Genomic DNA, 23218 nt, shown 5'->3' on the forward strand with positions numbered 1-23218 from the left:
TTGTGTTGCCGGGAAGCCCGGCGCCGCGCTTCATTTTCCGTGCCGAATACGTGCTGAGTCACCGGCGGATGGCCCTTGAGCGATCCCAGTCGCAGGACCATGCGATCTGCGTCATACGGCTGCGGAAGAGCTTCCGTCGTCCGTCCTCCTGGCCTAGTCGGTCCCGCCCCAGAATGCCGCCGTCAGTTATTCCACCAACGTTTCAAATCTTCCCACCATGTGCCGTTCTGCTTATCCTTGCCCGGCTTCGGATCGTTTTTCGCCGGTTGCTGCGAGCAGTACTCCGTCGGCTCCGTACCGGCGATAAACGCTTCGAGCCGCGGGTTCGGGCAGCCTTCGCCCGCCAGCTTGCCCGTCGCCGGATCGATGTAGACGCTGACGACGCCTTCCGGCACCTCGAACAGCTTTGGCGGCACCGACTCGAGCGTACGCTCCGTGAACTCGGCGAAGATCGGCGCCGCCAGATGCGACTCGATCGTGCCGATTGTGCGGTCTTTGTCGTAGCCGACCCATACGGCAGTGGACAACTCCGGCGTGTACCCGACGAGCCACGCATCCGTATTCGTCGTTCCCGTTTTTCCGGCGACCGGGCGTTTCATGACGCTGGAAACCCGGCTGCCCGTGCCACCCTGGTCAAATACGCTTTCCATGAGCTGCGTCAGCACATACGTGTACGCCGGCTCAATGATCGTTTCCTGCCTCGGCTTCGCTTCGTACAGTATCCGTCCCCGGCGGTCTTCGATCCGGATGATGGCCGTCGGCTCCGCCCGCACGCCTTGATTTGCCAAGATGCCGAACGCCGACGCCATCTCGTACGGGCTGACCGGAAACGTTCCGAGCGCGAGGGAAGGCACCGGCTTCATCGGGCTGGTAATGCCCATGCGCTTCGCCATCTCGATGACGCGGTCCGGCCCCGTCTCCATTATCGTGTGAACGGCATAGATGTTATCCGACTTCGAAATCGCCGTCCGCATATCGATCATGCCGAAAAATAAATTGCCGAAATTGCTGGGCGTATACGTCTGCCTGTCCTGATCGTACGTAAACGTCGTCGGTTCGCTTTTGAAACGGGTGAGCGGCGTGAAATTTTTCTCCTTGAGCGCCGTCAAATAGACGAAAGGCTTGAAGGAAGAGCCCGGCTGGCGCGTGCTGGCAAAAGCCCGGTTGAACTGGTTTTCCGCATAACTGCGCCCGCCGACCATCGCCTTCACGTACCCGCTTCGCGGATCGATCGATACGAGAGCGGACTGCAGCTCCGGAAATTTCTCCAATTGCTCCTTCACGACGTCTTCCGCATTTTTTTGGGCCTTCAGATCAAGCGTCGTATAAATGCGAAGGCCCATATCTTCGAATTGATCCTCTTCGATGCCGAGCAGCTCCGTCGCCCGATTGCGCACGTAATCGCGGAAGTATGGTGCGGTGATCGGCTTTTTGCTTTCCAGCGGCAAAATGTTCAGCTTCTCCCGGGCGGCGGCATCCGCTTCCTGCTGCGTAATATAACCCGACTCCACCATCGTGTGCAGCACCGTTTTTTGCCGGTTCAGCGCGCTGTCCATATCGTAATACGGGGAGTAATAGCGCGGCCCCTTCGGTATGCCGGCGAGCAGCGCGCTCTCCGCAAGCGTCAAGTCGTGCGCCGTTTTGCCGAAAAACAGCTGTGCTGCCGCCTGAATGCCGTACGTGGAATGTCCGTAATAAATTTGGTTCAAGTATTGCTCCAATATTTGATCTTTGCCCATTTGCAGTTCCATTTGTACGGCATAGTACGTTTCCTTCAGTTTGCGGGTCCATGTACGGTCATGCGTAAGATACAGATTGCGCGCGAGCTGCTGGGTGATCGTACCGGCGCCCTGCACTTTCGCCATATGCTGCAGATTGACGAGCGCCGCCCGGGCGATCCCTTCCGGATCGAAGCCGTAATGATTATAAAACTTCCGGTCCTCGACCGAGAGCGTCGCTTCGATCAGCATCGGGGAAATGTCGCTTAGTTCTACCGCCTGCCGGTTTTTCCCTCCGCCGTAAGCTTCGATGAGCGTGCCGTGCACGTCGTACATTTCCGAAGCCATGGCCATTTTCGATACGGGCAGCGACTGGGACCGCATGAACAGCAGCGTGACAATCGCCCCGGCCACAACGAGGATAAGACAGGAAAAAGAAAAGGAGGTCCATTTTTTTAGACGGCGGACCCACCGGACATCTTTCGCGCCTTCCGCTTTTGTTCGCTTGTCGGCCATGCCGGGTCAGCCCCTTTTTCTCGTGGAATACGGTTCCTTATAAATGAAAAATAAAGTCCCTATTCTCCATTATGGTAAAACATAGAAACCGCTATTCACCATAGGGTGAACAAATCGTTAATTTTTTTGATTTTGCATCGTCCTGAGGCCGTCGGCGGGTTGCATTTTGGGGGAGATACTCTATAATACAATTTGACGCTCAAGGCGTCTTTGAAACAGGCTGGTTATGCGTGCCCGTAAGTCACGGTATCCCCGGATACCGACATATATGCTGCTAAAAGAAAGGTGTGTTTGACAGTGGAATTGTGGTATACGGAGAAACAGACGGAGAACTTCGGCATCACGGCGAAAATTCGCGAAACGCTCGTTACGGAGAAAACCGATTTTCAAGACTTGGTGATGATCGATACGGTAGAGTGGGGCCGCATGCTCGTGCTTGACGGCATGGTCATGACGACGATTAAGGACGAATTTGTATATCACGAAATGGTGGCGCATCCCGCGCTTAATACGCATCCGAATCCGAAGCATGTGCTGGTTGTCGGTGGCGGCGACGGCGGCGTCATCCGCGAAGTGCTGAAGCATCCGCAAGTGGAGAAAGCCGTTCTCGTCGAAATCGACGGCAAAGTGATCGAATACTCGAAGAAATACCTCCCGGAAATTGCCGGAGAGCTGGATAACCCCCGCGTTGAAGTCATTGTAAACGACGGATACATGCATATCCACGATCACAAAAATACATACGACGTCATCATGGTCGATTCGACGGAGCCGGTAGGCCCTGCGGTCAACCTGTTTACGCAAGGCTTCTATAAAGGCATCTACGATGCGCTCAAGGAAGACGGCATTTTCGTAGCGCAGACGGACAACCCTTGGTTCAAAGCGGAATTGATCCAAACCGTGAATCGCGACGTGAAAGAAATTTTTCCGATTGTTCGCGTATATTGCGCCAACATCCCGACCTATCCGAGCGGTCTGTGGACATTCACGATGGGCAGCAAAAAGTACGATCCGCTGCAAGTGGACGAAACGAAAATCGACGAGATCGAAACGAAATATTACACGCCTCGACTGCATAAGGCCGCTTTTGCGCTGCCGAAGTTTGTAGAGGACTTGACGAAGTAATCCAAGTAAGCTAAGGAGATCATAAACGATGCGACTCGATCAAAAATATTCCGGCAACGTCTTTATCCTCAGCTCGGACGACTATGCGGCTTCCAAAGCGGTCATTTACGGCATGCCGATGGACTATACGGTCAGCTTCCGTCCCGGCTCCCGTTTCGGCCCTTCGCGGATCCGCGAAGTATCGATCGGCCTGGAGGAATACAGCCCTTATCTGGATAAAAGCCTGGAGGACATCACATACTTCGATGCCGGCGACCTGCTGCTGCCTTTCGGCAATGCGGGGCGCAGCCTCGAGATCATCGGCGACTACGTGAAGGGGCTGCTGGCCGACGGCAAATTCCCGTTCGGTCTCGGCGGCGAGCATCTGGTCAGCTGGCCGGTCATTCAGCAGGTATACGCCAAGTATCCCGACCTCGCGCTGATTCACATCGATGCGCATGCCGACCTGCGCGAGCACTACGAAGGGGAGCCGTTGTCCCACTCGACGCCGGTGCGCAAAGCGGCGGGGCTCATGGGCGGCAAAAACATTTATCAATTCGGCATCCGTTCGGGCTCCCGCGAGGAGTTCCAGTACGGTCGCGAAAACATCAACTTCTACCCGTTCGAGGTACTCGAACCGCTCAAGAAGGTGCTGCCGGAGCTTGCCGGCCGTCCCGTATATTTGACGATCGATATCGACGTGCTCGATCCGAGCTGCGCGCCGGGTACCGGCACGGCCGAAGCGGGGGGCATCACCTCGAAGGAGCTGCTTGCGGCCATTCATGCAATGGCGCTATCGGAGCTGAACTTCGTCGGAGCCGATATCGTCGAGGTTGCGCCTGCATACGACCCTACGGAGCAGACGCAGATTGTGGCGAGCAAGCTGATCCGCGAGATGCTGCTAGGTCTGGTGAAGTAGGCGTTCACTTATCATGTTATGCCAGCGAAAAAGCCGATCCGGTTGGCCGACAAGGCCGCCGGAACGGCTTTTTTGCACATCGGCTTCATATCTTAATTGTATATAAAGGGAAAAGCGCGATGACGTAGAATTAATATTCCATGCCAGACAGGGAAGAGGGGAGACAGCGATTATGAAATCGGTTACGGTACAGCACTTGGTGGACCGTTTTTCATTGGAAGTATTAACCGGGGAAACGGGGCTGGACCGGATGATCCCGAAAGCCAGGGTTCATCGTCCGGGGCTTGAATTTGTCGGATACTTCGATTTTTTCTCTCACGCCCACGTACAAGTGCTGGGGAGCAAAGAAATTACGTATTTGCACACGCTGAGCGAAGAAGAACGGAACCTGCGGATCGGCAACATCGTGAAATACCATCCGCCATGCTTTGTGGTGACCCGCAATCTGGAAGGGCTCAAATATTTGAAAAAGTATTGCGAGGAAGAGGGAATCGCGCTCTTGCGCACGCCGGAGCCGACCAATAAATTTACCGAATTGCTGGATGCGTACTTGGCCAAAGCGCTCGCTCCCGAAATTGCGATTCATGGCGTATGCGTCAACGTGTCCGGGATCGGCATCCTGCTCCGCGGGCAGTCCGGCGTCGGCAAAAGCGAAACGGCGCATACGCTGATTCGCCGGGGGCACCGCCTTGTGGCGGACGATGTCGTCGTCTTGAAGAAGATCAGCCCCGAGACGATACTGGCTACGCATAATGAAATCAACAAAGAGTTTCTGGCGCTTCGCAGCATCGGGCTGGTCAACGTTTCCCGCTTGTACGGGCGCAAGGCGTTTCAGGACGAAACGCGGATCGTGCTGGACATCGAACTGTCCAAATGGCAGGAGAACGCTTTGAACAACGAACTGGAGATGGAACAGCAGTATTCGAGCTATTTGGATGTGAAAATTCCGAAGATCGAAATTCAGCTGCAGCCGGGAAGAGACGTGGCCGGGCTTGTCGAAGCGGCGGCGAACAACTGGTATCTTCAAAGGCAAGGCTACAGCGCGGTCGAAGATTTCATGAAACGAATCGAGAATCAGATATAAATCGGGAGGCCGTGAGGCCGGGGATGGGGCGGACGCCGTAAGGCGGAAGCCTCTTTTCGCATGCGCGGATCAGGTTGAACGCAGCGTAAATACCGTCAATTCGGGCCGACACCAGAACCGGATCGGGTATTGAGAGACGCCGATGCCCCGATTTACATATAACTGAAGCTTGCCGTCGCCGAGAGCATACTGTCCTTTAACGTACTTTTTTGCATACTTAGGGACCATGATATGCCCGTAAAAAGGTAAGCGGACTTGTCCGCCATGACTATGTCCGGACAGCTGTACATCAACCGGATGCTGCACGGTCACATCGGCGAAATCGGGACAGTGGCTCAGCAGCAGGACGAAGTCGTCCGGCGTCGGCTTCTGTAGCGCTTTCCTGATGTCAGGCTTGCCCTGCCACTGATCTTCGACCCCCGCAACCCAGACGGCGGTTCCGTCTCGTTCTGCTCGTACCGCGTCGTTGCGCAGTACCGTAAATCCGCCGGTAGTCAGTGCTTTGACGACACTCGCGGAGCTCGCGTAATAATCGTGGTTGCCGAGCACGGCGAATTTCCCGAGCGGCGCGGTCATGGAGGCGAGCGCATCAATCGCGGCGCTTGTCTCCGCCTCGCCGCCGAGCGCGTAATCGACCAGATCTCCCGTGAAGCAGATCATATCCGGCTTCAGCCGGTTCACTTCCGTGCCGAGGCGCAGCAAATCTTCGGCCGTGTAATGGAAGCCGAGGTGCACGTCGCTGAACTGCACGATCCGCAGGCCTTCCATCGGTGCGGGGAGGCGGCTCAGCTTAAGTGTTACCGCTTCCTGCTCAAGCCATCTCGGCTCGGCGTAACGCGCATAGCCGAAACCGGCCGGCGGCAGCGCGGCGATTGCGGCGGCCGTCAGAAGCGATTTCTTCAGAAACGTTCGCCGGGTCAACTTATCCGGGCTCGTCTTCGGTGGATTATTCATGCGGACCTTCCTCTCTGCTTTCGGTGCTCCATGGACTGTAGACGCAGGAGAATGCCGTTCGGTTTCCTTTCGCGAAAAAAAACGCAGTTCCCCCGGCTTTTGCCGTTGGACTGCGCGGTGCTGTACAATGAAGCTATCTTTTGAATAAATAAAACAGGAGCGGAAACGATCATCATGACAGACAAGCAAACGATGGCCGGGCGGGAGCGCGTCCGCATTTCCATATCCAGCGCGAACGGAAGCGAGCCCGCAACGCAGCAGCAGCTGGCAGGAGAGCTGTTTCGGAAAGGGAGCAGCACATATTTGCGTTATCAGGAATTGCCGGATGCAGGCATGGGCCGAACGGTGACGACGCTTCGCATCGATCCGTCCGGGCTGCGCATCGTCAGACAGGGCGACGTGCAGTTTGAGCAAACGTTTCGTACGGGAATGCGGCACCTGGGCTATATCCAAACGCCGCAGGGAAGACTCGAGATCGAGACGGTAACGCATTTTTTTGAATACCGAGAAGAGAGACGGCAGGATCTTTCCCTGTATGTTCACTGGAGCTATGAGCTTTCCGTTATGGGCGAGGAGGCCGGTTCGTTCCGGATTGAACTGACGGCCGTTCCCGAGGTAACCGCTTAGAGGCTTGCCTCCGCTGTGCCGGATAAGTAAACGAATAGGCAAGCAAATGTTACTTGGATACAGACGATACGGCCCGCAGCGCGTGAATTTCTTTGACGCCTCCGATTTTTTTGCCCGGCTTGATCAACAGACGAGCGTGCTTGCGCAGCAGCGTTTTTACCCGCAGCGGGCTGAGTCCCGGGTTTTTGGCCAACATGAGGGCGATGACACCCGACACATGCGAGGTGGCCATGGACGTGCCGCTCAACTCGCTATATTTGCCGCGCATCCAGGTAGAAAAAATTTTTTCGCCGGGTGCGTAAATGTCGATTTGCCTGCCGACATTGCTGAACGGCGCAACGCTGCCTCGGCGCGTCGTAGCGCCAACGGCGATCACCTGGCGCAGCTTGGCGGGATAGTCAATCTCCGCCTGCTTGCCTTCATTGCCGGAGGAAGCGACGATAATGATGCCGGCTTGATATGCGCTCAGTACGGCCGCTTCCAGCGCTCTGCTGTACGCCCGCATTCCAAAGCTCATATTGATGATATCCACTTCATTTTTGATGCACCAGTCAATCCCGCTGATTATATCGGATACGAACGCGCCGCCTTGATGATCGAATGCCTTTACCGGATGAATGATCGCCTGGGGGGCGACGCCGATAATGCCGTGATGTTTCGTGAAGGCGGCGATCGTTCCGGCAATATGGGTGCCATGGCCGTTATCGTCTATAGGAAGCATATGCCGGTGAAGAATATTGACTCCCCACGATAAGCAGTGCCGCAAATCGGGATGGTTGTGATCGACTCCGGTATCGACGACGCCGATGCGGATGCGGTCCCCTTTCGTTTTGGGCCATGCTTGAGGCGCGCGGATATGGCGGACCCCCCATGGGATCAACGTCTTCGTAGGAGCGCTTCTGCTGCGTCGCAGACCGCTGGTCGGCAGCGCCGTCGTATGCGGCCGGGTGGCGTGAACATCAATGCGGGTATCCGTTTCGATCGAATGGATAAAAGGGACGGAAGCGATTTGCTCGGTAGAACGAAGCGTACAGGAGATGGCGCGGATGAGATGCAGCGGTTGAACCTTTTTCAGGAGAGGCAGCGACTTGCTGTAGCGGCTGATGCGCTGAACAAAGGCTGCATAATCCCGATTGTTTCTGAAGCGGATGATGTGCCGCTTTTCGGAGCCGGCATGACTCTCCATAGCTTCATTCAGCCAAAGAGCGAAAGTCGATGGATTCACTATCGATTCCCCCTAGTACGACGTCGGAATTCCTTTTTTTCATCGTATGTGGGATGATGTCCATCCGTATAAGCATATGGCTATAAAGAAAAAAATGGGTTGGTTGCCGTGTCAAAGCGGAACCGGCGACATACGATATATTAGGGGGAATGTCTTTACTACATGAAGCCCGTTACGGTTTAACTTGTAAAAGCTATGTCATTTCTCCGGTTTTACCCAGGGGCTGGAGTCTCTGGTGGATACAGTCAGGGTGAAGGAAGCGTGGATTGTCCGCAGGGCGCGTTGCGCTCATGTGGACAAAAAGCGTATTCCTTCGCTTTTTTTGGCGGTTCATGGGGAGACAGTTGCATTTTTACATAAAATAAGGTTTACTAATGGAGATAATCGTTTAGTTGACAGCTGGCAACGGCGATTCACGTTGCGGCAGTTGCAACTGGGAAGGGATGTGCCCCGGAATGAGTGCTCAATACCAACTTAAAATCAGCTCAGAACAAGCAAAGGAAATGCCGATGGTGGATCTGGCGTTCGAACTGCTCAAGACAGCGAATACGCCGTTTTACTACCGGGATTTAATGTCTGAAATAGCCAAAATCAAAGGTCTGTCCGACGATGAAGTCATGCAGGTCATAGCCCAACTATATACCGAGATTAATATCGACGGCCGCTTTGCTTGCGTCGGGACGAACTTGTGGGGGCTCAAGCGCTGGTATCCTGTAGAGAAATCCGAAGATGCGGTCGGCAGCGGGAAGCGTCCGCGCATTATTAACGACGAAGACGACGATCTGGACGACGAGGATCTGTTCGCGGAGGAAGAGGATACCTTCACAGAGGAAGAAGAGTACGATTCTTACGACACCGTTCGCGACGAAGACTTCGAAGCGGAGGAAGCGGAAGAAGAGACCGAATTCTTCGAGGATGAAGAGGTCGACGAAGAAGAGATAGAAGAAGTCGGTCTGGATGAAGAAGATTCCGAGCTCGAAGACGGGATCGATGATGAAGACGGTGACGACGAGGATGATTTGGACGAGGACGAGGAGAAAGATAAATAACGTCACGCTCGCCGAACCTTCTCTTGACACTACGTGCTGTTCAGAGTAAACTATTCTCTGGGCTTTGGATGAACGTTGCGGACCATGCGGTCCTTTTCGAACGATAAGATAGCTGAACTGCGATAGTCGCACAGCTGTATATTATCGCGGAAAACTAACCTTTATGTCGCGATCGCTCATTCTCGGATGCATCCGCAGGCGGATTCTCACCATGGGAACGGTCCGTCGAGCAGTGATGGTTCATCCGATTCGAACTTCGATAGAAGTTTTCTTACTAAAGTGCCCCGTTGCTACGGGGGACTTTTTCTTTTTTTTAAGGGAAATACTAACCAGGGGGGTTACATAATGACCAAGTATATTTTCGTGACGGGGGGCGTCGTTTCCTCGCTCGGCAAAGGAATTACGGCCGCTTCGCTCGGTCGGCTGCTCAAAAATCGCGGGCTCAAAGTCACGATTCAAAAGTTCGATCCTTATATTAACGTGGACCCGGGAACGATGAGTCCTTATCAGCACGGCGAAGTATTCGTAACGGACGACGGGGCGGAGACGGACCTTGATCTGGGTCACTACGAACGGTTTATCGATATCAATTTGTCCAAGAACAGCAACGTGACGACGGGGAAAATTTACTCCTCCGTCATTGCCAAGGAGCGCCGCGGCGAATATTTGGGTGGGACCGTGCAGGTCATCCCTCACATTACGAACGAAATCAAAGAACGCGTATTCCGTGCGGGACGCGAAGCGCACTCTGATGTGGTCATTACGGAAATCGGCGGCACCGTTGGCGATATCGAAAGCCTTCCGTTCCTCGAAGCGATTCGCCAAATCAAGAGCGATATCGGGCGCGACAACGTGATGTACATCCATGTGACGCTCATTCCGTACTTGAAGGCGGCCGGTGAAGTGAAGACAAAACCGACGCAGCACAGCGTCAAAGAGCTGCGCAGCATCGGCATTCAGCCGCATGTCGTCGTATGCCGTACGGAGCATCCGCTTTCCGAGGATATGAAGCGGAAGCTCGCATTGTTCTGCGATATCGATCCGGGTGCCGTTGTCGAATGCCTCGATGCCGAGACATTGTATGAAGTGCCGATGATGCTGCGCGAGCAAGGGCTGGACGACATCGTCGTGAACCATCTCGGACTGAAAGCGGACCAGCCGGATATGACCGAATGGGAAAGCCTCGTAGGCCGCGTTAAATCGCTGAAAGAAACGACCGAAATCGCGATCGTCGGCAAATATGTGGCGCTTCATGACGCTTATCTCAGTATTGTTGAGGCGCTCGGACACGCAGGAATTGATTGCAATACGGAAGTGAAGATCCGCTGGGTCAATGCGGAAGAAGTGTATGAGCACAACGTGGATAAGCTTCTGTCCGGCGTACATGGCATACTGGTGCCGGGAGGCTTCGGCGATCGCGGCATCGAGGGCAAAGTAACCGCGATCCGTTACGCGCGCGAGCAGCGCATTCCGTTCTTTGGGATTTGCCTCGGCATGCAGGTTGCCGTGGTGGAATACGCGCGTTCGGTGCTCGGGTTGGAAGGGGCCAACAGCTCGGAGATCAACCCGACGACGGCGTACCCGGTGATCGACTTGCTGCCGGAGCAAAAGGATATCGAAGACCTTGGCGGCACCATGAGATTGGGCTTGTATCCTTGCAAGCTGAAAGAAGAGTCTCTCGCGATGCGCTGCTACAGCGATGAGCTGGTATATGAGCGCCACCGCCACAGATACGAATTCAATAACGAGTACCGCGATGCGGTCGAAGCGGCCGGCTTGATCATTTCCGGGACAAGCCCGGACGGCCGTCTGGTGGAAATTATCGAATGCCCGGATCACCCTTGGTTCCTGGCCGTTCAGTTCCATCCCGAATTTACGTCCAGACCGAACCGCCCGCAGCCGTTATTCAAGCACTTTGTGCAAGCCGCGTACAGTCACTCGAAATAATAGACCTTCAGGAAGGAAGAGCCGCAGGGGCCTTCCTTCTTTTTGTTTGTATGCTGAAAGCGGGGTAGATTTGGCAGACGGCGCATAACGGGTCGAAATGCTTGGTTGATTTGTAAAAGTTTTCAACTTTTTGCATTCTAGATGCAGGAATCCGCTTGTTCGTAGCGAATAGTCCATATAGTAAAGCATGAAGGTCGGATTCCTGACACCATGAAAGCACGTAAGTATACATGGAGCTTTCCCAGCGAAAACTCCAAGGGGAGGGGTACCTAGTTGAAGAAGAAATTGCTTATTGTCGATGATCAGAACGGCATCCGCATCTTACTGATGGAAGTGTTTAGCAGCGAAGGCTACGAAACGTACCAAGCGTCCAACGGGAAGCTTGCGCTTGAGATCGTCAGGAATGCGTCGCCCGATTTGGTACTGCTGGATATGAAAATTCCGGGAATGGACGGACTCGACATTTTGAAGCACATCAAAAGCATCGATTCTTCGATTAAAGTGATCATGATGACGGCTTATGGAGAGCTGGATATGATCAAAGAAGCGACCGATCTGGGAGCGATCATGCATTTTACAAAGCCCTTCGATATCGACGAGCTGCGTCAAGCCGTAAACCAGCAGCTTCGTTCGCCGAATAACAGTTCATTCGCCGTGGGATCCTGAAAAGGGTCTCTTTTTTTGAGATTAACGTTTATCATTTTCTATGGTATAATAGGTCAGTATGACGGATGAGCGGTTTTTGCACTCAACATGTTCAATTCATACTAGGAGGAGAGAAACAAGATGCCATTGGTTTCGATGAATGAGTTTTTGCCCACGGCAAAGGCGAAAAAATTTGCAGTAGGCCAGTTTAATATGAATAACCTGGAGTTTGCTCAAGCGATCACGGAAGCGGCGGAAGAATTGAAATCCCCGTTTATTTTCGGCGTATCCGAGGGCGCGCTCAAATACATGGGTATTGATTTTACGGTAGCGATTGCGGAAGCGGCCGCAAAAAAATCCGGCTTGCCGATCGCGCTTCATCTGGACCACGGAAGCAGCTTCGAAGTGGCGATGAAATGTATCCGCGCAGGCTTCAGCTCCGTGATGTTCGACGGTTCTCACTACTCCTTTGAGGAAAACATCCGTTTGACCAAAGAGGTTGTGAAAGCGGCTCGTGCGATGGGCGTATCCGTTGAAGGGGAGCTCGGAACCATCGGCGGTGTAGAAGACGACATCAGCGTGGATGAGGAAGATGCAAACCTGGCGAAACCGGAAGAAGCGATCCGTTTCTATGAAGAAACAGGCGTAGACTGTCTGGCGATTGCCGTAGGTACGGCACACGGCATGTATGCCGGCGAGCCGAACATCCGTTTCGATATTATCGAGCAAGTGTCCAAAGCGATTCCGGTACCAGTCGTGCTGCATGGCGGATCGGGCGTTCCGGATGAAATGATTCGCAAGTCGATCCAAGCCGGCGTTGGCAAAATTAACGTCAATACCGAAAACCAAGTCGCTTGTACCGACGCCATCCGCGAAGTATTGAACAAAGACGCGAAAGTTTACGATCCTCGTAAATACCTCACTCCTGCCCGCAAAGCTATGGTAGAAGTAGTAAAATCCAAAATTTTGCTGTTCGGCAGCGCCGACCAAGCTTAATCGATCGATTTCGATCTGTTCGGGAAATATGCCTGTAAAGGCGTATTTCCCTTCACTTCTATTTATTCACCCGAATGTTTCTTTTAAAAGACAGGAAGATTTGCGCGTTTTTTCTGCGCTTATTTGTTAATGCGTTAAAGCAGTGAAGTAGGAGGAAAAAGAACGAATGGAGAAATTGATGATCGCCGGTGGGCGACCACTTCGGGGAACGGTTCAAATCAGCGGAGCCAAGAATAGCGCGATCGCACTTATTCCTGCGGCCATCTTGTCGGAAACAGCGGTGACGCTGGATAATTTGCCTCTCCTGAGCGATGTGTCGATCTATACGGAATTGCTCACGGAATTGGGCGCTACCGTTGAACGGGATCATGACCAGATGGTTATCGACCCTAGCCGTTTGGTATCCAAACCGATGCCTAACGGCAATGTGAAAAAACTTCGTGCTTCTTATTATTTGATGGGAGCGCTGCTCGGCCGCTTTGGGGAAGCGACGATCGGTATGCCGGGGGGCTGCAACTTCGAGCCGCGGCCGATCGATCAGCATGTAAAAGGATTTGAAGCACTGGGGGCTCAGGTGACGAACGAGAACGGTGCCCTGCACATCAAGGCGAAACAGCTGCGCGGAGCGAAAATTTATTTGGACGTTGTAAGTGTAGGTGCAACGATTAACATTATGCTCGCGGCCTCTCGGGCCAAAGGCGTCACAACGATCGAAAATGCGGCCAAAGAGCCAGAAATTATAGATGTAGCAACGTTGTTAAATTCCATGGGGGCCAAAATCAAGGGGGCCGGAACGGAGACGATCCGCATCGAGGGGGTAGATAGCCTTCACGGATGCCGTCACTCGATTATACCCGACCGCATTCAGGCGGGAACGTATATGATCGCGGCAGCGGCTACCAGAGGAGACGTCATCGTCGATAGCGTCATTCCGAAGCATCTGGAAGCTTTGACCGCCAAGCTGCAAGAAATGGGCGTACATATTTATGAAATGGACGAATCCATTCGCGTCGTAGGTCAGCCGGAATATGTGAACGTCGATGTAAAAGCTCTCGTGTATCCCGGCTACGCAACCGATTTGCAATCGCCGATGAGCAGCTTGCTTACGCAAGCGAGCGGGGTCAGCGTGTTGACCGATTATGTGTACAGCAACCGATTCAAGCATATCCCCGAGCTCGTTCGCATGGGAGCGAAGATCCGAGTGGAAGGACGCTCGGCCATTATCGAGGGCGGGATGCTGAGTGCCGCCAAAGTCAAAGCGACCGATCTCCGCGCGGGTGCGGCTCTTGTTGTAGCGGGACTTACGGTTCCCGGCGGCGTAACAGAAATTACGGGAGTGGAATATATCGACCGGGGCTATGATCATCTGGTCGCCAATCTATCAAATTTGGGTGCCGAAGTGTGGCGCCGGGACGAATAATTTTGTATATATTGGAAACTTTTTGGGTAATGCTAGAATGTATCATTAACGAGCAGTTTTGAAAATTTAATAGTTTGGTGGTTGAATACTATGGATATGCATTTGGCGCAGCTTGAAGCGCTAAAGCTCACAGAGCTTTACAAATTGGCCAAGAAGCATCAAATCGCTTCATACGGCACGCTTAAAAAAAGGGAACTTATTTTTGCCATTCTACGTGCGCAAGCGGAACAAAGCGGATTGATGTTTATGGAGGGCGTACTCGACATCCTTCAGGAAGGCTTCGGCTTCTTGCGTCCGATCAATTATTTGCCGAGCTCGGAAGACATTTATATTTCGGCTTCCCAAATCCGAAGGTTCGACCTGCGGTCAGGAGATGTCGTTTCAGGCAAATGCCGCCCACCGAAAGAAAACGAGCGATATTTTGGATTGCTGCATGTGGAAGCGGTCAACGGCGAGAGCCCGGAATCGGCCTCGGAACGTTTGCACTTCGCAGCTTTGACTCCTCTTTATCCGCAAAAGAAATTAGTGTTGGAAACTTCCCCGACGAATTACTCCACTCGCTTAATGGATCTTTTGGCTCCTGTAGGCTTCGGACAACGCGGTTTGATCGTGGCGCCGCCGAAAGCCGGCAAGACGCTACTGCTCAAAGAAATCGCGAACAGTATTTCCGCTAATCATCCGGATGCGCATTTGTTCGTATTGCTGATTGACGAGCGCCCGGAAGAGGTAACCGATATGCAGCGTTCCGTTAAGGGCGAAGTGGTCGCTTCGACGTTCGATGAGCTGCCGGAAAATCACATTAAAGTGGCGGAGTTGGTGCTGGAGCGGGCACAGCGGATAGTGGAGCATAAGAAAGATGTCGTTATTTTGCTGGATAGCATCACGCGGCTGGCACGTGCCTACAATCTGGTCGTACCGCCAACGGGAAGGACGTTATCCGGGGGGATTGATCCGGGTGCATTTCACCGTCCGAAACGCTTTTTCGGCGCGGCGCGCAATATCGAAGAAGGCGGCAGCCTGACGATTTTAGCCACGGCATTGATCGAAACGGGTTCGCGTATGGACGAAGTCATTTATGAAGAATTTAAAGGAACCGGCAACTTGGAGCTGCACTTGGACCGGAAGCTGGCGGAACGACGCATCTTCCCGGCTATCGATATTCGCCGATCCGGTACGCGCCGCGAGGAAATGCTTCTTACAAAGGAAGAGCTGGATAAAGTGTGGGCGATCCGTAAAGGGATGAATGATTCCCACGACTATATTGAAGCATTCATCAAAAAACTGGCCGATACCAAAACGAATCAGGAGTTTTTGGAGACCCTCGAGGGCGGCGGCGCTCCTAAAACCGGCGGCAGCGGCACTACCCGCCGCGTGAAGCACTCGGTCTCTTAGAAGGAGGACATCATGAATCTGGTTTATGCAGACCGGAGCGGCAACGTATATGATCATCCCGATTTCATCGGACTTGGCCGTAACGGCGAAATGGTCACGGATATCCTGGAAGAGGAACTGATTCCTCTTCCGGAAGGCGCAACCCTTGTCAGCTTGCCGGATACGCGGCCGATCGGCGTGCATGCCGCTACCGGCGAGATGCGAGTCGTTCCCGGTGAGCTGAATGCCGTCGGAGCGCTTTTGCCGCAAGGCTTTACGCGTCTGCTGCTTCCCGGCTATGCCAAAGCGGATAAATCTGCAGTGCTTCCGCTCTTCGGGTATACCGCGGTTGTGTGGAAGGACGGCCGATTCTACGTGGCTGCGGAAGCGACAGACGATCCGGAGCGATGGAACCCGCGAAATTGTGATCCGAACGAGCTGGAGCTGCAAGTAAACCGTCTGCTGGAGCAATACGGCGATAATCGGCTTTATAAGCATCTGTCCAACTGCGCGCTCGGATACGAATGCTTGACCGCTTCCAATACGTTCTTGAATCGATGGGAAGGCGCGGTTCCGGTCTCCTTCTCCTGCAATGCAGGATGTTTTGGTTGCATTTCGGAGCAGCCGGAAGACAGCGGCTTTCCTGCGCCTCAAACCCGAATGAATTTCAAGCCTTCTGTGGAAGAAGTCGTCCAAGTGATGATGGAGCATCTGAAGACGCCTGAAAGCATCATCAGCTTCGGCCAAGGCTGCGAAGGAGAGCCTTCGACGCAAGCCAAGACGATCATCGATGCCATGCGGGAGGTTCGGAGTCGGACCGATATCGGATATATCAATATCAACACGAATGCGGGTCTCACCGATCATATTCGGGGGATCGTCGATGCCGGTCTCGATTTAATGCGGGTCAGCACGATCAGCGCGCTTGACGATCATTACAATGCCTATTACAAGCCGCGCGGCTATACGCTGAAACATGTGGAAAAGTCGCTTCGATACGCAGCGGACAAAGGCGTCGTCACTTCCATTAATTATTTGATCTTTCCCGGGGTAACGGACCGTGAAGAAGAGATCGAAGCGATGATCGAGTTTGTTCGGCGTACCGATCTCAAACTCATTCAATTGCGAAATCTCAACATCGATCCGGAGAGCTATCTTCAATTGATTCCTCCGGCGCGCGGAGAACGTTACGGCATGAAGCAAATGCTAGATATTTTCCGGCAAGAGCTGCCGGACGTCGTGCTCGGATCGTATACGCACGTTCCCGGGGAACTTTTGGACAAGCGGAACAAACACTTGCAACGTTGAATTACTGCGTGCTATAATCTTCAGGGTATGGTTATATAACTCTGATCCACATGGTGGTTCAGGGCAAAAGAGGTGAAAGGTAATGAAACAAGCAATCCATCCGACTTTTCATCAAACGACGGTTACTTGCGCATGCGGTAACACGTTTGAAACCGGCTCTGTAAAGCAAAATCTTCGCGTAGAGATTTGCTCCGCTTGCCATCCGTTCTTCACAGGTAAGCAAAAATTCTTGGATGCCGGCGGTCGCGTTGATAAATTCAAGAAAAAATACGGAATGTAATTGGTTCCCAGCTTCTCTGGGGCATAAGCACACCTCCTGTGGTCATCCTAAGATCGTAGATCTTAGCGCTGCAGGAGGTGTTTTTATGTCGAAATGGATGAGTTTCGCGATCGGAGTATGCATGCTTTCACTTTTCGGGACGGCATGTCAAAAGCAGGATACCCACCACGAAGTGCAATCGCATTCCCGGGACGGACTGCTGGGCATCACCGAGGTCAATCCGAATAATCCGCTTGGAGCCACATACCGTACGTATACCGATGACCTTCGCGTCATGGACCAGGCAGTGAAAGCGCAGCTGCCGGTCGTCAAGCGGACGAATATCAGTTTGAACGGATCGAATGCCCATGTGCGGCTCGACGTTCCGGCGGGTACGGATCAGGCGACAATCGAGCGGATTCGCGCTCAGGCGCAAGAAACGCTAGCTGCAGCCGTTCCCCGCTATAAGTATAAAGTTAGTGTCGCTGTTAAATAAATCCCCAAGGTTGCTATTTAAAGTCGGATCGTCTATACTTATCTTTGCCGTGCTAGACGGGGAGGTAGCGGTGCCCTGTAACCCGCAATCCGCTACAGCGGGGTCGAGCGCCTATTCGCGGTATTATGATGTGAGGTTTGGGTTTTAAAGTTGGTGTTGAGAGTCGGGTCCTCCGCAATGGAAGCTTGTGAACCCGGTCAGGTCCGGAAGGAAGCAGCCGTAAGCAAGATGTTCCATGTGCCGGAGGGTGGCCTAACTTGAGCCGACGATAAAAATTCCGCTCGGATCATACTATCAAGGTAGGTGCACGGTTTTACCATACATACGAAACACCGGTGATTGGCCTTGACAGGTCAAGGAAACCGGTGTTTTTTTATAAGATCAGAATTTATAAGTTTTCAGCGGAGCTGAAGGATGCTGATCTTTCAAAAAAAGTTTCCGCTAAAACACGAATATATCTTCATCGAAAGGCTTCGATCAGAAGCTTTTTTTATACGCTCGGAAGAAGGAAAATGAAAAATTTAGGAGAATTGTATACTAAAGTTAACCAGATCAGGAAGCGCTGTTCACATGAGCGGGCTCCGTTCATGTCGCTTGCGAAAACAGTTTTTCTATTGGCGAAAAACCTTGGGGGGAGAAAACGGTGCAGCATGAACTAAGTTTGCTTCAGCGATTCGCGGGCACATTCCTGAAAGACGTCAATTTGGGCGTCATTTTGCTGAACACGGCATTCGAGCTCATCGACATTAGCGATATGGCCTGCCGCGTGCTCGGCCTTCACCGGGAACGAGTTCTTCATCTTCCCATGGAACGGGTATTTGCCGCACTGCCCGCCGAGCATCAGCTCGTCAACCGCAGCATACTCGATGGAATGGTCGTCCGCAATCACGCTTTATCCTGGACATTAGGCGAAGAACGGTTTGAACTGCTGATGGATTCGAATGTGCTGCGGGATGAGACGGGGGACGTCGTAGGAGCTTATATCATATTCAAAGATGTGACCAATCTTCGTTCATTGGAAGAACAAGTGCAGCGCAGCGACCGACTTGCCATGATCGGACAAATCGCCGCGGGTACCGCCCATGAAATCCGAAATCCGCTTACATCCATTAAAGGCTTTTTGCAAGTACTGCGCAAAACGTTCGAAGAACAGGGAATGAGGCGTGAAAGCGGGTATACTGATGTGATGCTGACGGAAATCAACCGCATCAACGAATTGGTTAACGAATTTTTGCTGCTCAGCAAGCCGAAAAATGTCGCCATGGAGGAAGTCGATGTATCCCAAGTGCTGCGGGATATATTGCCGATCATTAATAATGAAGCAATTTTACACGGGGTGGTTGTCCGGTACGAAGCGATGCTCGATCTTCCTCGCGTAATTGCCGATCGGGAACTGCTTAAACAAGTGTTTCTCAATATAGGTAAAAACGGAATTGAAGCGATGGGCGAAGGAGGGTTTTTGACTTTAACGGAGCGGGTTGATTCGGCGGAAAGAAAGGTGAACATTGATATTCATGATACGGGACCGGGTATACCGATGTTCGTTATCGATAAAATATTCGATCCCTTCTTTACAACGAAGGAGCAGGGGACGGGACTCGGGCTGTCCGTTTGCCAGCGCATTATTCACGACATTGGAGGATGTATCCGTGTATCTTCCAAAGGGTACGGCACGACCTTTACGGTAAGCATTCCGTTTCCATAGAACGCGCCGTCTGCCGTGGACGTTCACCCCGCAGCACCGCTCCCCTTCAAACCTCTTGCCGTTTATAGTATAATGAACAAGATAAACATTCATTGGAGAGGGCAAGATGGCACATATCGCCTTATACCGTACGTGGAGACCTCAATCGTTTCAGGATATGGTCGGCCAGAAGCATATTGTCCAGACCTTGCAGAACTCGCTTCGGGAAGGCCGCTACAGCCATGCTTATTTATTCAATGGGCCCCGGGGAACGGGCAAGACGACTACGGCGAAAATTTTAGCCAAAGCCGTGAACTGCTTGAACGGTCCCGGTATCGAGCCCTGCAATCAGTGCGACGCGTGCATTCGGATCACTGAGGGCGCGGTGATGGATGTCGTGGAGATTGACGCGGCATCAAACCGCGGTGTCGAAGAAATTCGCGACATCCGCGATAAGGTCAAATACGCGCCTACGGAAGTGCGTCAGAAGGTGTACATTATCGACGAGGTGCACATGCTGACGACAGAAGCGTTCAATGCGCTTTTGAAGACGCTTGAAGAGCCGCCGGCACATGTGATGTTCATCTTGGCTACTACCGAGCCGCACAAACTGCCGGCTACCATTATCTCTCGCTGTCAGCGATTCGATTTTCGCCGGGTCGCCCTGGAAGAGCAGGTGGAAAGGCTGCGGGAAGTATGTGAAGATGAGAACATCGAGGTCGATGAAGACGCGCTTGCTTTTATCGGCCGCTTATCCGATGGCGGGATGCGCGATGCGATCAGCTTGCTTGATCAGATTATCGCCTTCTCGGGCGACCGCATCACTTATGAAGACGTGCTGTCGATCACAGGGGGCATGGCTTCCGATCAATTTGAACGACTCGTTATCGCCGTTCAGAACGCCGATGTAAGCGCAGCGCTCAGGCAAGTTGACGAATTCATGCAGGAAGGCAAAAGCGCCGACAAATGCATGGAAAATTTAATTTATTATTTTCGCGATTTATTAATGGTGAAGATGGTACCGGGATCGCAAGCCGTTACCGAGCGGATTCTGGATGTAAAGCGGTTTGCCGAAGTGGCGCAGCGCTTCAAGACGGAAACGCTTATTTCGATGATCGATACGCTTACGTATTACCAGACGGAGATGAAATATTCCGTTCAACCGCAGACGCTGCTCGAAGTTGCCTTGATGAAGCTTTGCAGCGGAGCGTCCGCGATTGCGTCACCGTCCCTTCAGGGAAATGAATCGGCAGCGGCGGCGTCTTCCGGTTCGCCGGAACGAACGGATGGGATTGTCGGGCAGTTGATGAACCGCATTCAGCGGCTGGAAGAGCAGCTCGCGCAAGTGCTGAAGAACGGCGCGGCCCCCGCGGGTGGCGCAAGCGCTGCCCCGGCATCCGGCGGGTCCCGGAATGCGGCTCCTGCGCCAGCCATCAACAAGAAGACGATCGAAAAGCTCGAGGGCTACTTGAAAGGTGTCGAAGATCCGGCATTCCGAACGGTCGTCCAACAATGGAGTCAGTTGCTGGGGCGCGTGAAGGAGCTAAAAATTACGGTTCACGCCTGGCTTGTCGACGGCGAACCCGTATCTGTTCATGACGGCAATGTGCTGGTCGCTTTCAAAAGCGCGATGCACCGCGAAACGACGGAAAAGCCGGCAAACAAGCAGTTAATTGAGCAGGTGTTGGGCGAACTCCTTGGACAGCCGTACCGTCTGCTCACCATTATGCTGAAAGATTGGAAAGCCGCCGCCGAACAGCGGAAGCCGGACGATGCGCCGAAGGAAGAACTCCAGCTTGTGCCGGAGGACGAGCAACCGTCCGGAGAAATCAAAGAGGATTGGATCAACGAGGCGATTCAATTGTTCGGCGAAGATTTGGTAAAAATAAAAGAAGATTAAACTTGAGCCCCAGGAGTGTGAGTTCAAATGAATAACATGAACCAAATGATGAAGCAAGTGAAAAAAATGCAGGAGCAAATGCTGAAAGCACAGGAAGATTTGGCGAATCGCACGGTAGAAGGGACGGCCGGAGGCGGCGTTGTGGCTGTAACGGTGAACGGACAGAAGAAAGTAACTTCGGTTGTCATTAAACCGGAGGCCGTTGACCCGGACGACGTCGAAATGCTTCAGGATTTGGTGCTCACCGCGATTAACGATGCGATGACGAAAGCGGAAGAGATGGCCGGCAAAGAAATGTCCAAGTTAACCGGAGGCATGAATATTCCGGGATTGTTCTAGGCGGCAAATACCGATTTCACCGATGTGAGGAGCTGCTTCCTTGTTTTATCCGGAGCCCTTAGCTAAGCTGATCGACTCATTTTCCCGCCTTCCGGGGATCGGCCCGAAGACGGCGGGACGTCTTGCTTTCCACGTACTTAGAATGAAGGAAGACGATGTCATAGATTTTGCCAAAGCGCTGGTCAATGTCAAACGGAACCTGCATTACTGCTCGGTTTGCTGCAATATTACGGACACCGATCCATGCCGCATTTGCCAGGACAAGAGCAGGGACGCATCGATTATTTGCGTAGTGCAGGAACCGAAAGATTTGGTCGCGATGGAGCGGACCAGAGAGTTTAATGGGTACTATCATGTGCTGCACGGTGCGATATCCCCAATGGAAGGCATCGGTCCCGATGAGATCAGGATCGCCGACCTTCTGAAACGACTCAGCGACGAGAAGGTGGAGGAGCTGATTCTTGCGACCAACCCGAATATCGAAGGGGAAGCGACCGCGATGTATTTATCCAGACTTGTTCGGTCCTTTGGTTTGAAAGTAACGCGTATCGCCCACGGACTACCGGTTGGAGGCGATTTGGAGTATGCCGATGAAGTGACGTTGACCAAAGCGTTGGAAGGACGCAGAGAACTGTAACGGGTTGAAGGAGCCTCCTGATGAGGCTTCTTTTTTTTGGTTCTAACCCGACGCCTTGTCTTATATCTATATAAAGAATAGGACAAACCGGGAGGTTGATCGGGATGACGTCATGGCCAAAGATTTGGAGAAAACACAAGCCGGAGCTTAAGTTGGAACCTTCTGTGCAGCAGGACCGTTACTTGTTGGTGCAGGAAATCCGCAAAGCGCATCTGGAGTGGGAAATTGCGCAAAAACGATTCGATTATGTGATAGAAAAGGAACAGATCGATTATTCCATCTTTGCGCTGGAAGCGGCGGAAAAGCGGTTTGAAATGCTGCTCAAGCAGGCAAAAGATATGAAAATCTCTGCGGGAGAAGTGGCTGCGAGCCGTACGATGGAGGGATCGTCTTAATGCAATATTTATTATGGGGCGTTTTTCTCGGCTCGGGTCTATTGCTTGCTTTTATGTTGTTGCGCCGCCGCTTTGCCTTCCAATGGCTTGGATATGCTTGCCTGCATGTTGCATTTGCGTCGATCTTGTTGTATATTCTTAATCTGTTCAGTTCCTATACCCACTTGGAACTGCCGCTTAACGCAGTAACGATAGGTACGGTCAGCATTCTTGGAATCCCGGGACTCGCTGCGCTGGCCGCGATAAAACTATGGGTGCTTGTGTAAAATATAGGATTAAAAAAACACTTGCATCGGACTGAGCGAATGTGATATATTAATCAAGTCGCCGCTGAAACGGTCGACAACAACCGACAGTAATTTTTGTCGGAAGATGAAACGAATTGTCCTTTGAAAACTGAACAACGAGTGAGTGAATTAGAGAATGAAATTTCTCGCCAGTTTTAAATTTTGAGCTAATCAGCTTACATTATAGCGAACATCGCCTTCGGGTGATGGAAGCGATTTGTATCAATTTCGGTCTTCGGTCCGAAAATGATACTTTAATGGAGAGTTTGATCCTGGCTCAGGACGAACGCTGGCGGCGTGCCTAATACATGCAAGTCGAGCGAGGGTCTTCGGACCCT

Annotated in this window: 22 protein-coding genes, 1 rRNA gene and 1 other RNA gene; 21 read left to right on the top strand and 3 right to left on the bottom strand. The window is 52.6% G+C overall.

Going from position 1 to position 23218, the window contains the following annotated elements:
• Positions 1 to 182 precede the first annotated feature (182 nt).
• Entirely contained in the window at positions 183 to 2234 is a 2052-nt protein-coding gene (locus ACFQI7_RS31115; RefSeq protein ID WP_218101582.1) for a transglycosylase domain-containing protein, read from the bottom strand.
• Between the two features lie 297 nt (positions 2235 to 2531).
• Between ACFQI7_RS31115 and speE the strand changes: the two genes are divergently transcribed.
• From speE to hprK, 3 genes are all read left to right on the top strand, one after another.
• On the top strand, positions 2532 to 3359 hold the full coding sequence (gene speE / locus ACFQI7_RS31120; protein ID WP_218101581.1) for a polyamine aminopropyltransferase: 828 nt from the start codon (positions 2532 to 2534) through the stop codon (positions 3357 to 3359).
• 28 nt (positions 3360 to 3387) lie between these two features.
• Positions 3388 to 4257: an agmatinase gene (gene speB / locus ACFQI7_RS31125; protein WP_218101580.1), complete on the top strand. Its 870-nt coding sequence runs from the start codon at positions 3388 to 3390 to the stop codon at positions 4255 to 4257.
• Positions 4258 to 4429: 172 nt separating this feature from the next.
• Positions 4430 to 5341: an HPr(Ser) kinase/phosphatase gene (gene hprK / locus ACFQI7_RS31130; protein ID WP_218101579.1), complete on the top strand. Its 912-nt coding sequence runs from the start codon at positions 4430 to 4432 to the stop codon at positions 5339 to 5341.
• 69 nt (positions 5342 to 5410) lie between these two features.
• Here the strand turns inward: hprK and ACFQI7_RS31135 are convergent, their stop codons facing one another.
• Complete coding sequence (locus ACFQI7_RS31135) at positions 5411 to 6295, bottom strand: metallophosphoesterase (protein ID WP_218101578.1); 885 nt, start codon at positions 6293 to 6295, stop codon at positions 5411 to 5413.
• A gap of 174 nt (positions 6296 to 6469) precedes the next feature.
• Between ACFQI7_RS31135 and ACFQI7_RS31140 the strand changes: the two genes are divergently transcribed.
• A complete protein-coding gene (locus ACFQI7_RS31140) occupies positions 6470 to 6922 on the top strand; it encodes a DUF1934 domain-containing protein (protein ID WP_218101577.1) in 453 nt (150 codons plus the stop codon).
• Between the two features lie 49 nt (positions 6923 to 6971).
• On the opposite strand, the gene ACFQI7_RS31145 is transcribed toward ACFQI7_RS31140, so the two are convergent.
• Positions 6972 to 8147: a S8 family peptidase gene (locus tag ACFQI7_RS31145; protein ID WP_329958267.1), complete on the bottom strand. Its 1176-nt coding sequence runs from the start codon at positions 8145 to 8147 to the stop codon at positions 6972 to 6974.
• 455 nt (positions 8148 to 8602) lie between these two features.
• Here ACFQI7_RS31145 and rpoE point away from each other — a divergent pair, with 455 nt between their 5' ends.
• From rpoE to ACFQI7_RS31230, 17 genes are all read left to right on the top strand, one after another.
• Positions 8603 to 9196 (top strand): DNA-directed RNA polymerase subunit delta, encoded by a 594-nt coding sequence (gene rpoE, locus ACFQI7_RS31150; protein WP_218101576.1) that lies wholly within the window; start codon positions 8603 to 8605, stop codon positions 9194 to 9196.
• A gap of 345 nt (positions 9197 to 9541) precedes the next feature.
• Positions 9542 to 11143 (top strand): CTP synthase, encoded by a 1602-nt coding sequence (locus ACFQI7_RS31155; protein WP_218101575.1) that lies wholly within the window; start codon positions 9542 to 9544, stop codon positions 11141 to 11143.
• Positions 11144 to 11416: 273 nt separating this feature from the next.
• Positions 11417 to 11809, top strand: coding sequence for a response regulator (locus ACFQI7_RS31160; RefSeq protein WP_218101574.1), 393 nt, complete (start codon positions 11417 to 11419; stop codon positions 11807 to 11809).
• Positions 11810 to 11929: 120 nt separating this feature from the next.
• Positions 11930 to 12784 (top strand): class II fructose-1,6-bisphosphate aldolase, encoded by an 855-nt coding sequence (fba, locus tag ACFQI7_RS31165; protein WP_218101573.1) that lies wholly within the window; start codon positions 11930 to 11932, stop codon positions 12782 to 12784.
• A 166-nt stretch (positions 12785 to 12950) separates the two neighbouring features.
• Complete coding sequence (locus ACFQI7_RS31170; protein WP_218101572.1) at positions 12951 to 14204, top strand: UDP-N-acetylglucosamine 1-carboxyvinyltransferase; 1254 nt, start codon at positions 12951 to 12953, stop codon at positions 14202 to 14204.
• A gap of 90 nt (positions 14205 to 14294) precedes the next feature.
• Positions 14295 to 15596, top strand: coding sequence for a transcription termination factor Rho (rho, locus tag ACFQI7_RS31175; RefSeq protein ID WP_218101571.1), 1302 nt, complete (start codon positions 14295 to 14297; stop codon positions 15594 to 15596).
• 12 nt (positions 15597 to 15608) lie between these two features.
• On the top strand, positions 15609 to 16883 hold the full coding sequence (locus tag ACFQI7_RS31180; protein WP_218101570.1) for a radical SAM protein: 1275 nt from the start codon (positions 15609 to 15611) through the stop codon (positions 16881 to 16883).
• Positions 16884 to 16965: 82 nt separating this feature from the next.
• On the top strand, positions 16966 to 17163 hold the full coding sequence (rpmE, locus tag ACFQI7_RS31185; protein ID WP_218101569.1) for a 50S ribosomal protein L31: 198 nt from the start codon (positions 16966 to 16968) through the stop codon (positions 17161 to 17163).
• Between the two features lie 85 nt (positions 17164 to 17248).
• Positions 17249 to 17638 (top strand): hypothetical protein, encoded by a 390-nt coding sequence (locus ACFQI7_RS31190; protein ID WP_218101568.1) that lies wholly within the window; start codon positions 17249 to 17251, stop codon positions 17636 to 17638.
• A gap of 47 nt (positions 17639 to 17685) precedes the next feature.
• Positions 17686 to 17949: signal recognition particle sRNA large type (ffs, locus tag ACFQI7_RS31195), an RNA gene on the top strand.
• A gap of 332 nt (positions 17950 to 18281) precedes the next feature.
• A complete protein-coding gene (locus ACFQI7_RS31200) occupies positions 18282 to 19343 on the top strand; it encodes an ATP-binding protein (RefSeq protein ID WP_218101567.1) in 1062 nt (353 codons plus the stop codon).
• Positions 19344 to 19449: 106 nt separating this feature from the next.
• Entirely contained in the window at positions 19450 to 21222 is a 1773-nt protein-coding gene (dnaX, locus tag ACFQI7_RS31205; protein WP_218101566.1) for a DNA polymerase III subunit gamma/tau, read from the top strand.
• Between the two features lie 27 nt (positions 21223 to 21249).
• The gene (locus ACFQI7_RS31210; protein WP_218101565.1) at positions 21250 to 21561 is read left to right on the top strand and encodes a YbaB/EbfC family nucleoid-associated protein; all 312 of its coding nucleotides are present in this window, start codon (positions 21250 to 21252) and stop codon (positions 21559 to 21561) included.
• 40 nt (positions 21562 to 21601) lie between these two features.
• Positions 21602 to 22198 carry a recombination mediator RecR gene (recR, locus tag ACFQI7_RS31215; protein WP_218101564.1) on the top strand — a complete coding sequence of 199 codons (597 nt, stop codon included), beginning with the start codon at positions 21602 to 21604 and terminating at the stop codon, positions 22196 to 22198.
• 104 nt (positions 22199 to 22302) lie between these two features.
• Positions 22303 to 22593: a DUF2508 family protein gene (locus ACFQI7_RS31220; protein WP_218101563.1), complete on the top strand. Its 291-nt coding sequence runs from the start codon at positions 22303 to 22305 to the stop codon at positions 22591 to 22593.
• Entirely contained in the window at positions 22593 to 22859 is a 267-nt protein-coding gene (locus ACFQI7_RS31225) for a pro-sigmaK processing inhibitor BofA family protein (protein WP_218101562.1), read from the top strand. Before ACFQI7_RS31220 ends, ACFQI7_RS31225 begins: the two co-directional genes overlap by 1 nt.
• Before the next feature lie 275 nt (positions 22860 to 23134).
• Positions 23135 to 23218, top strand: a 16S ribosomal RNA gene (locus ACFQI7_RS31230); the annotation flags it as partial.

The sequence above is a fragment of the Paenibacillus allorhizosphaerae genome (assembly GCF_042659105.1).
GTDB lineage: Bacteria > Bacillota > Bacilli > Paenibacillales > NBRC-103111 > Paenibacillus_G > Paenibacillus_G allorhizosphaerae.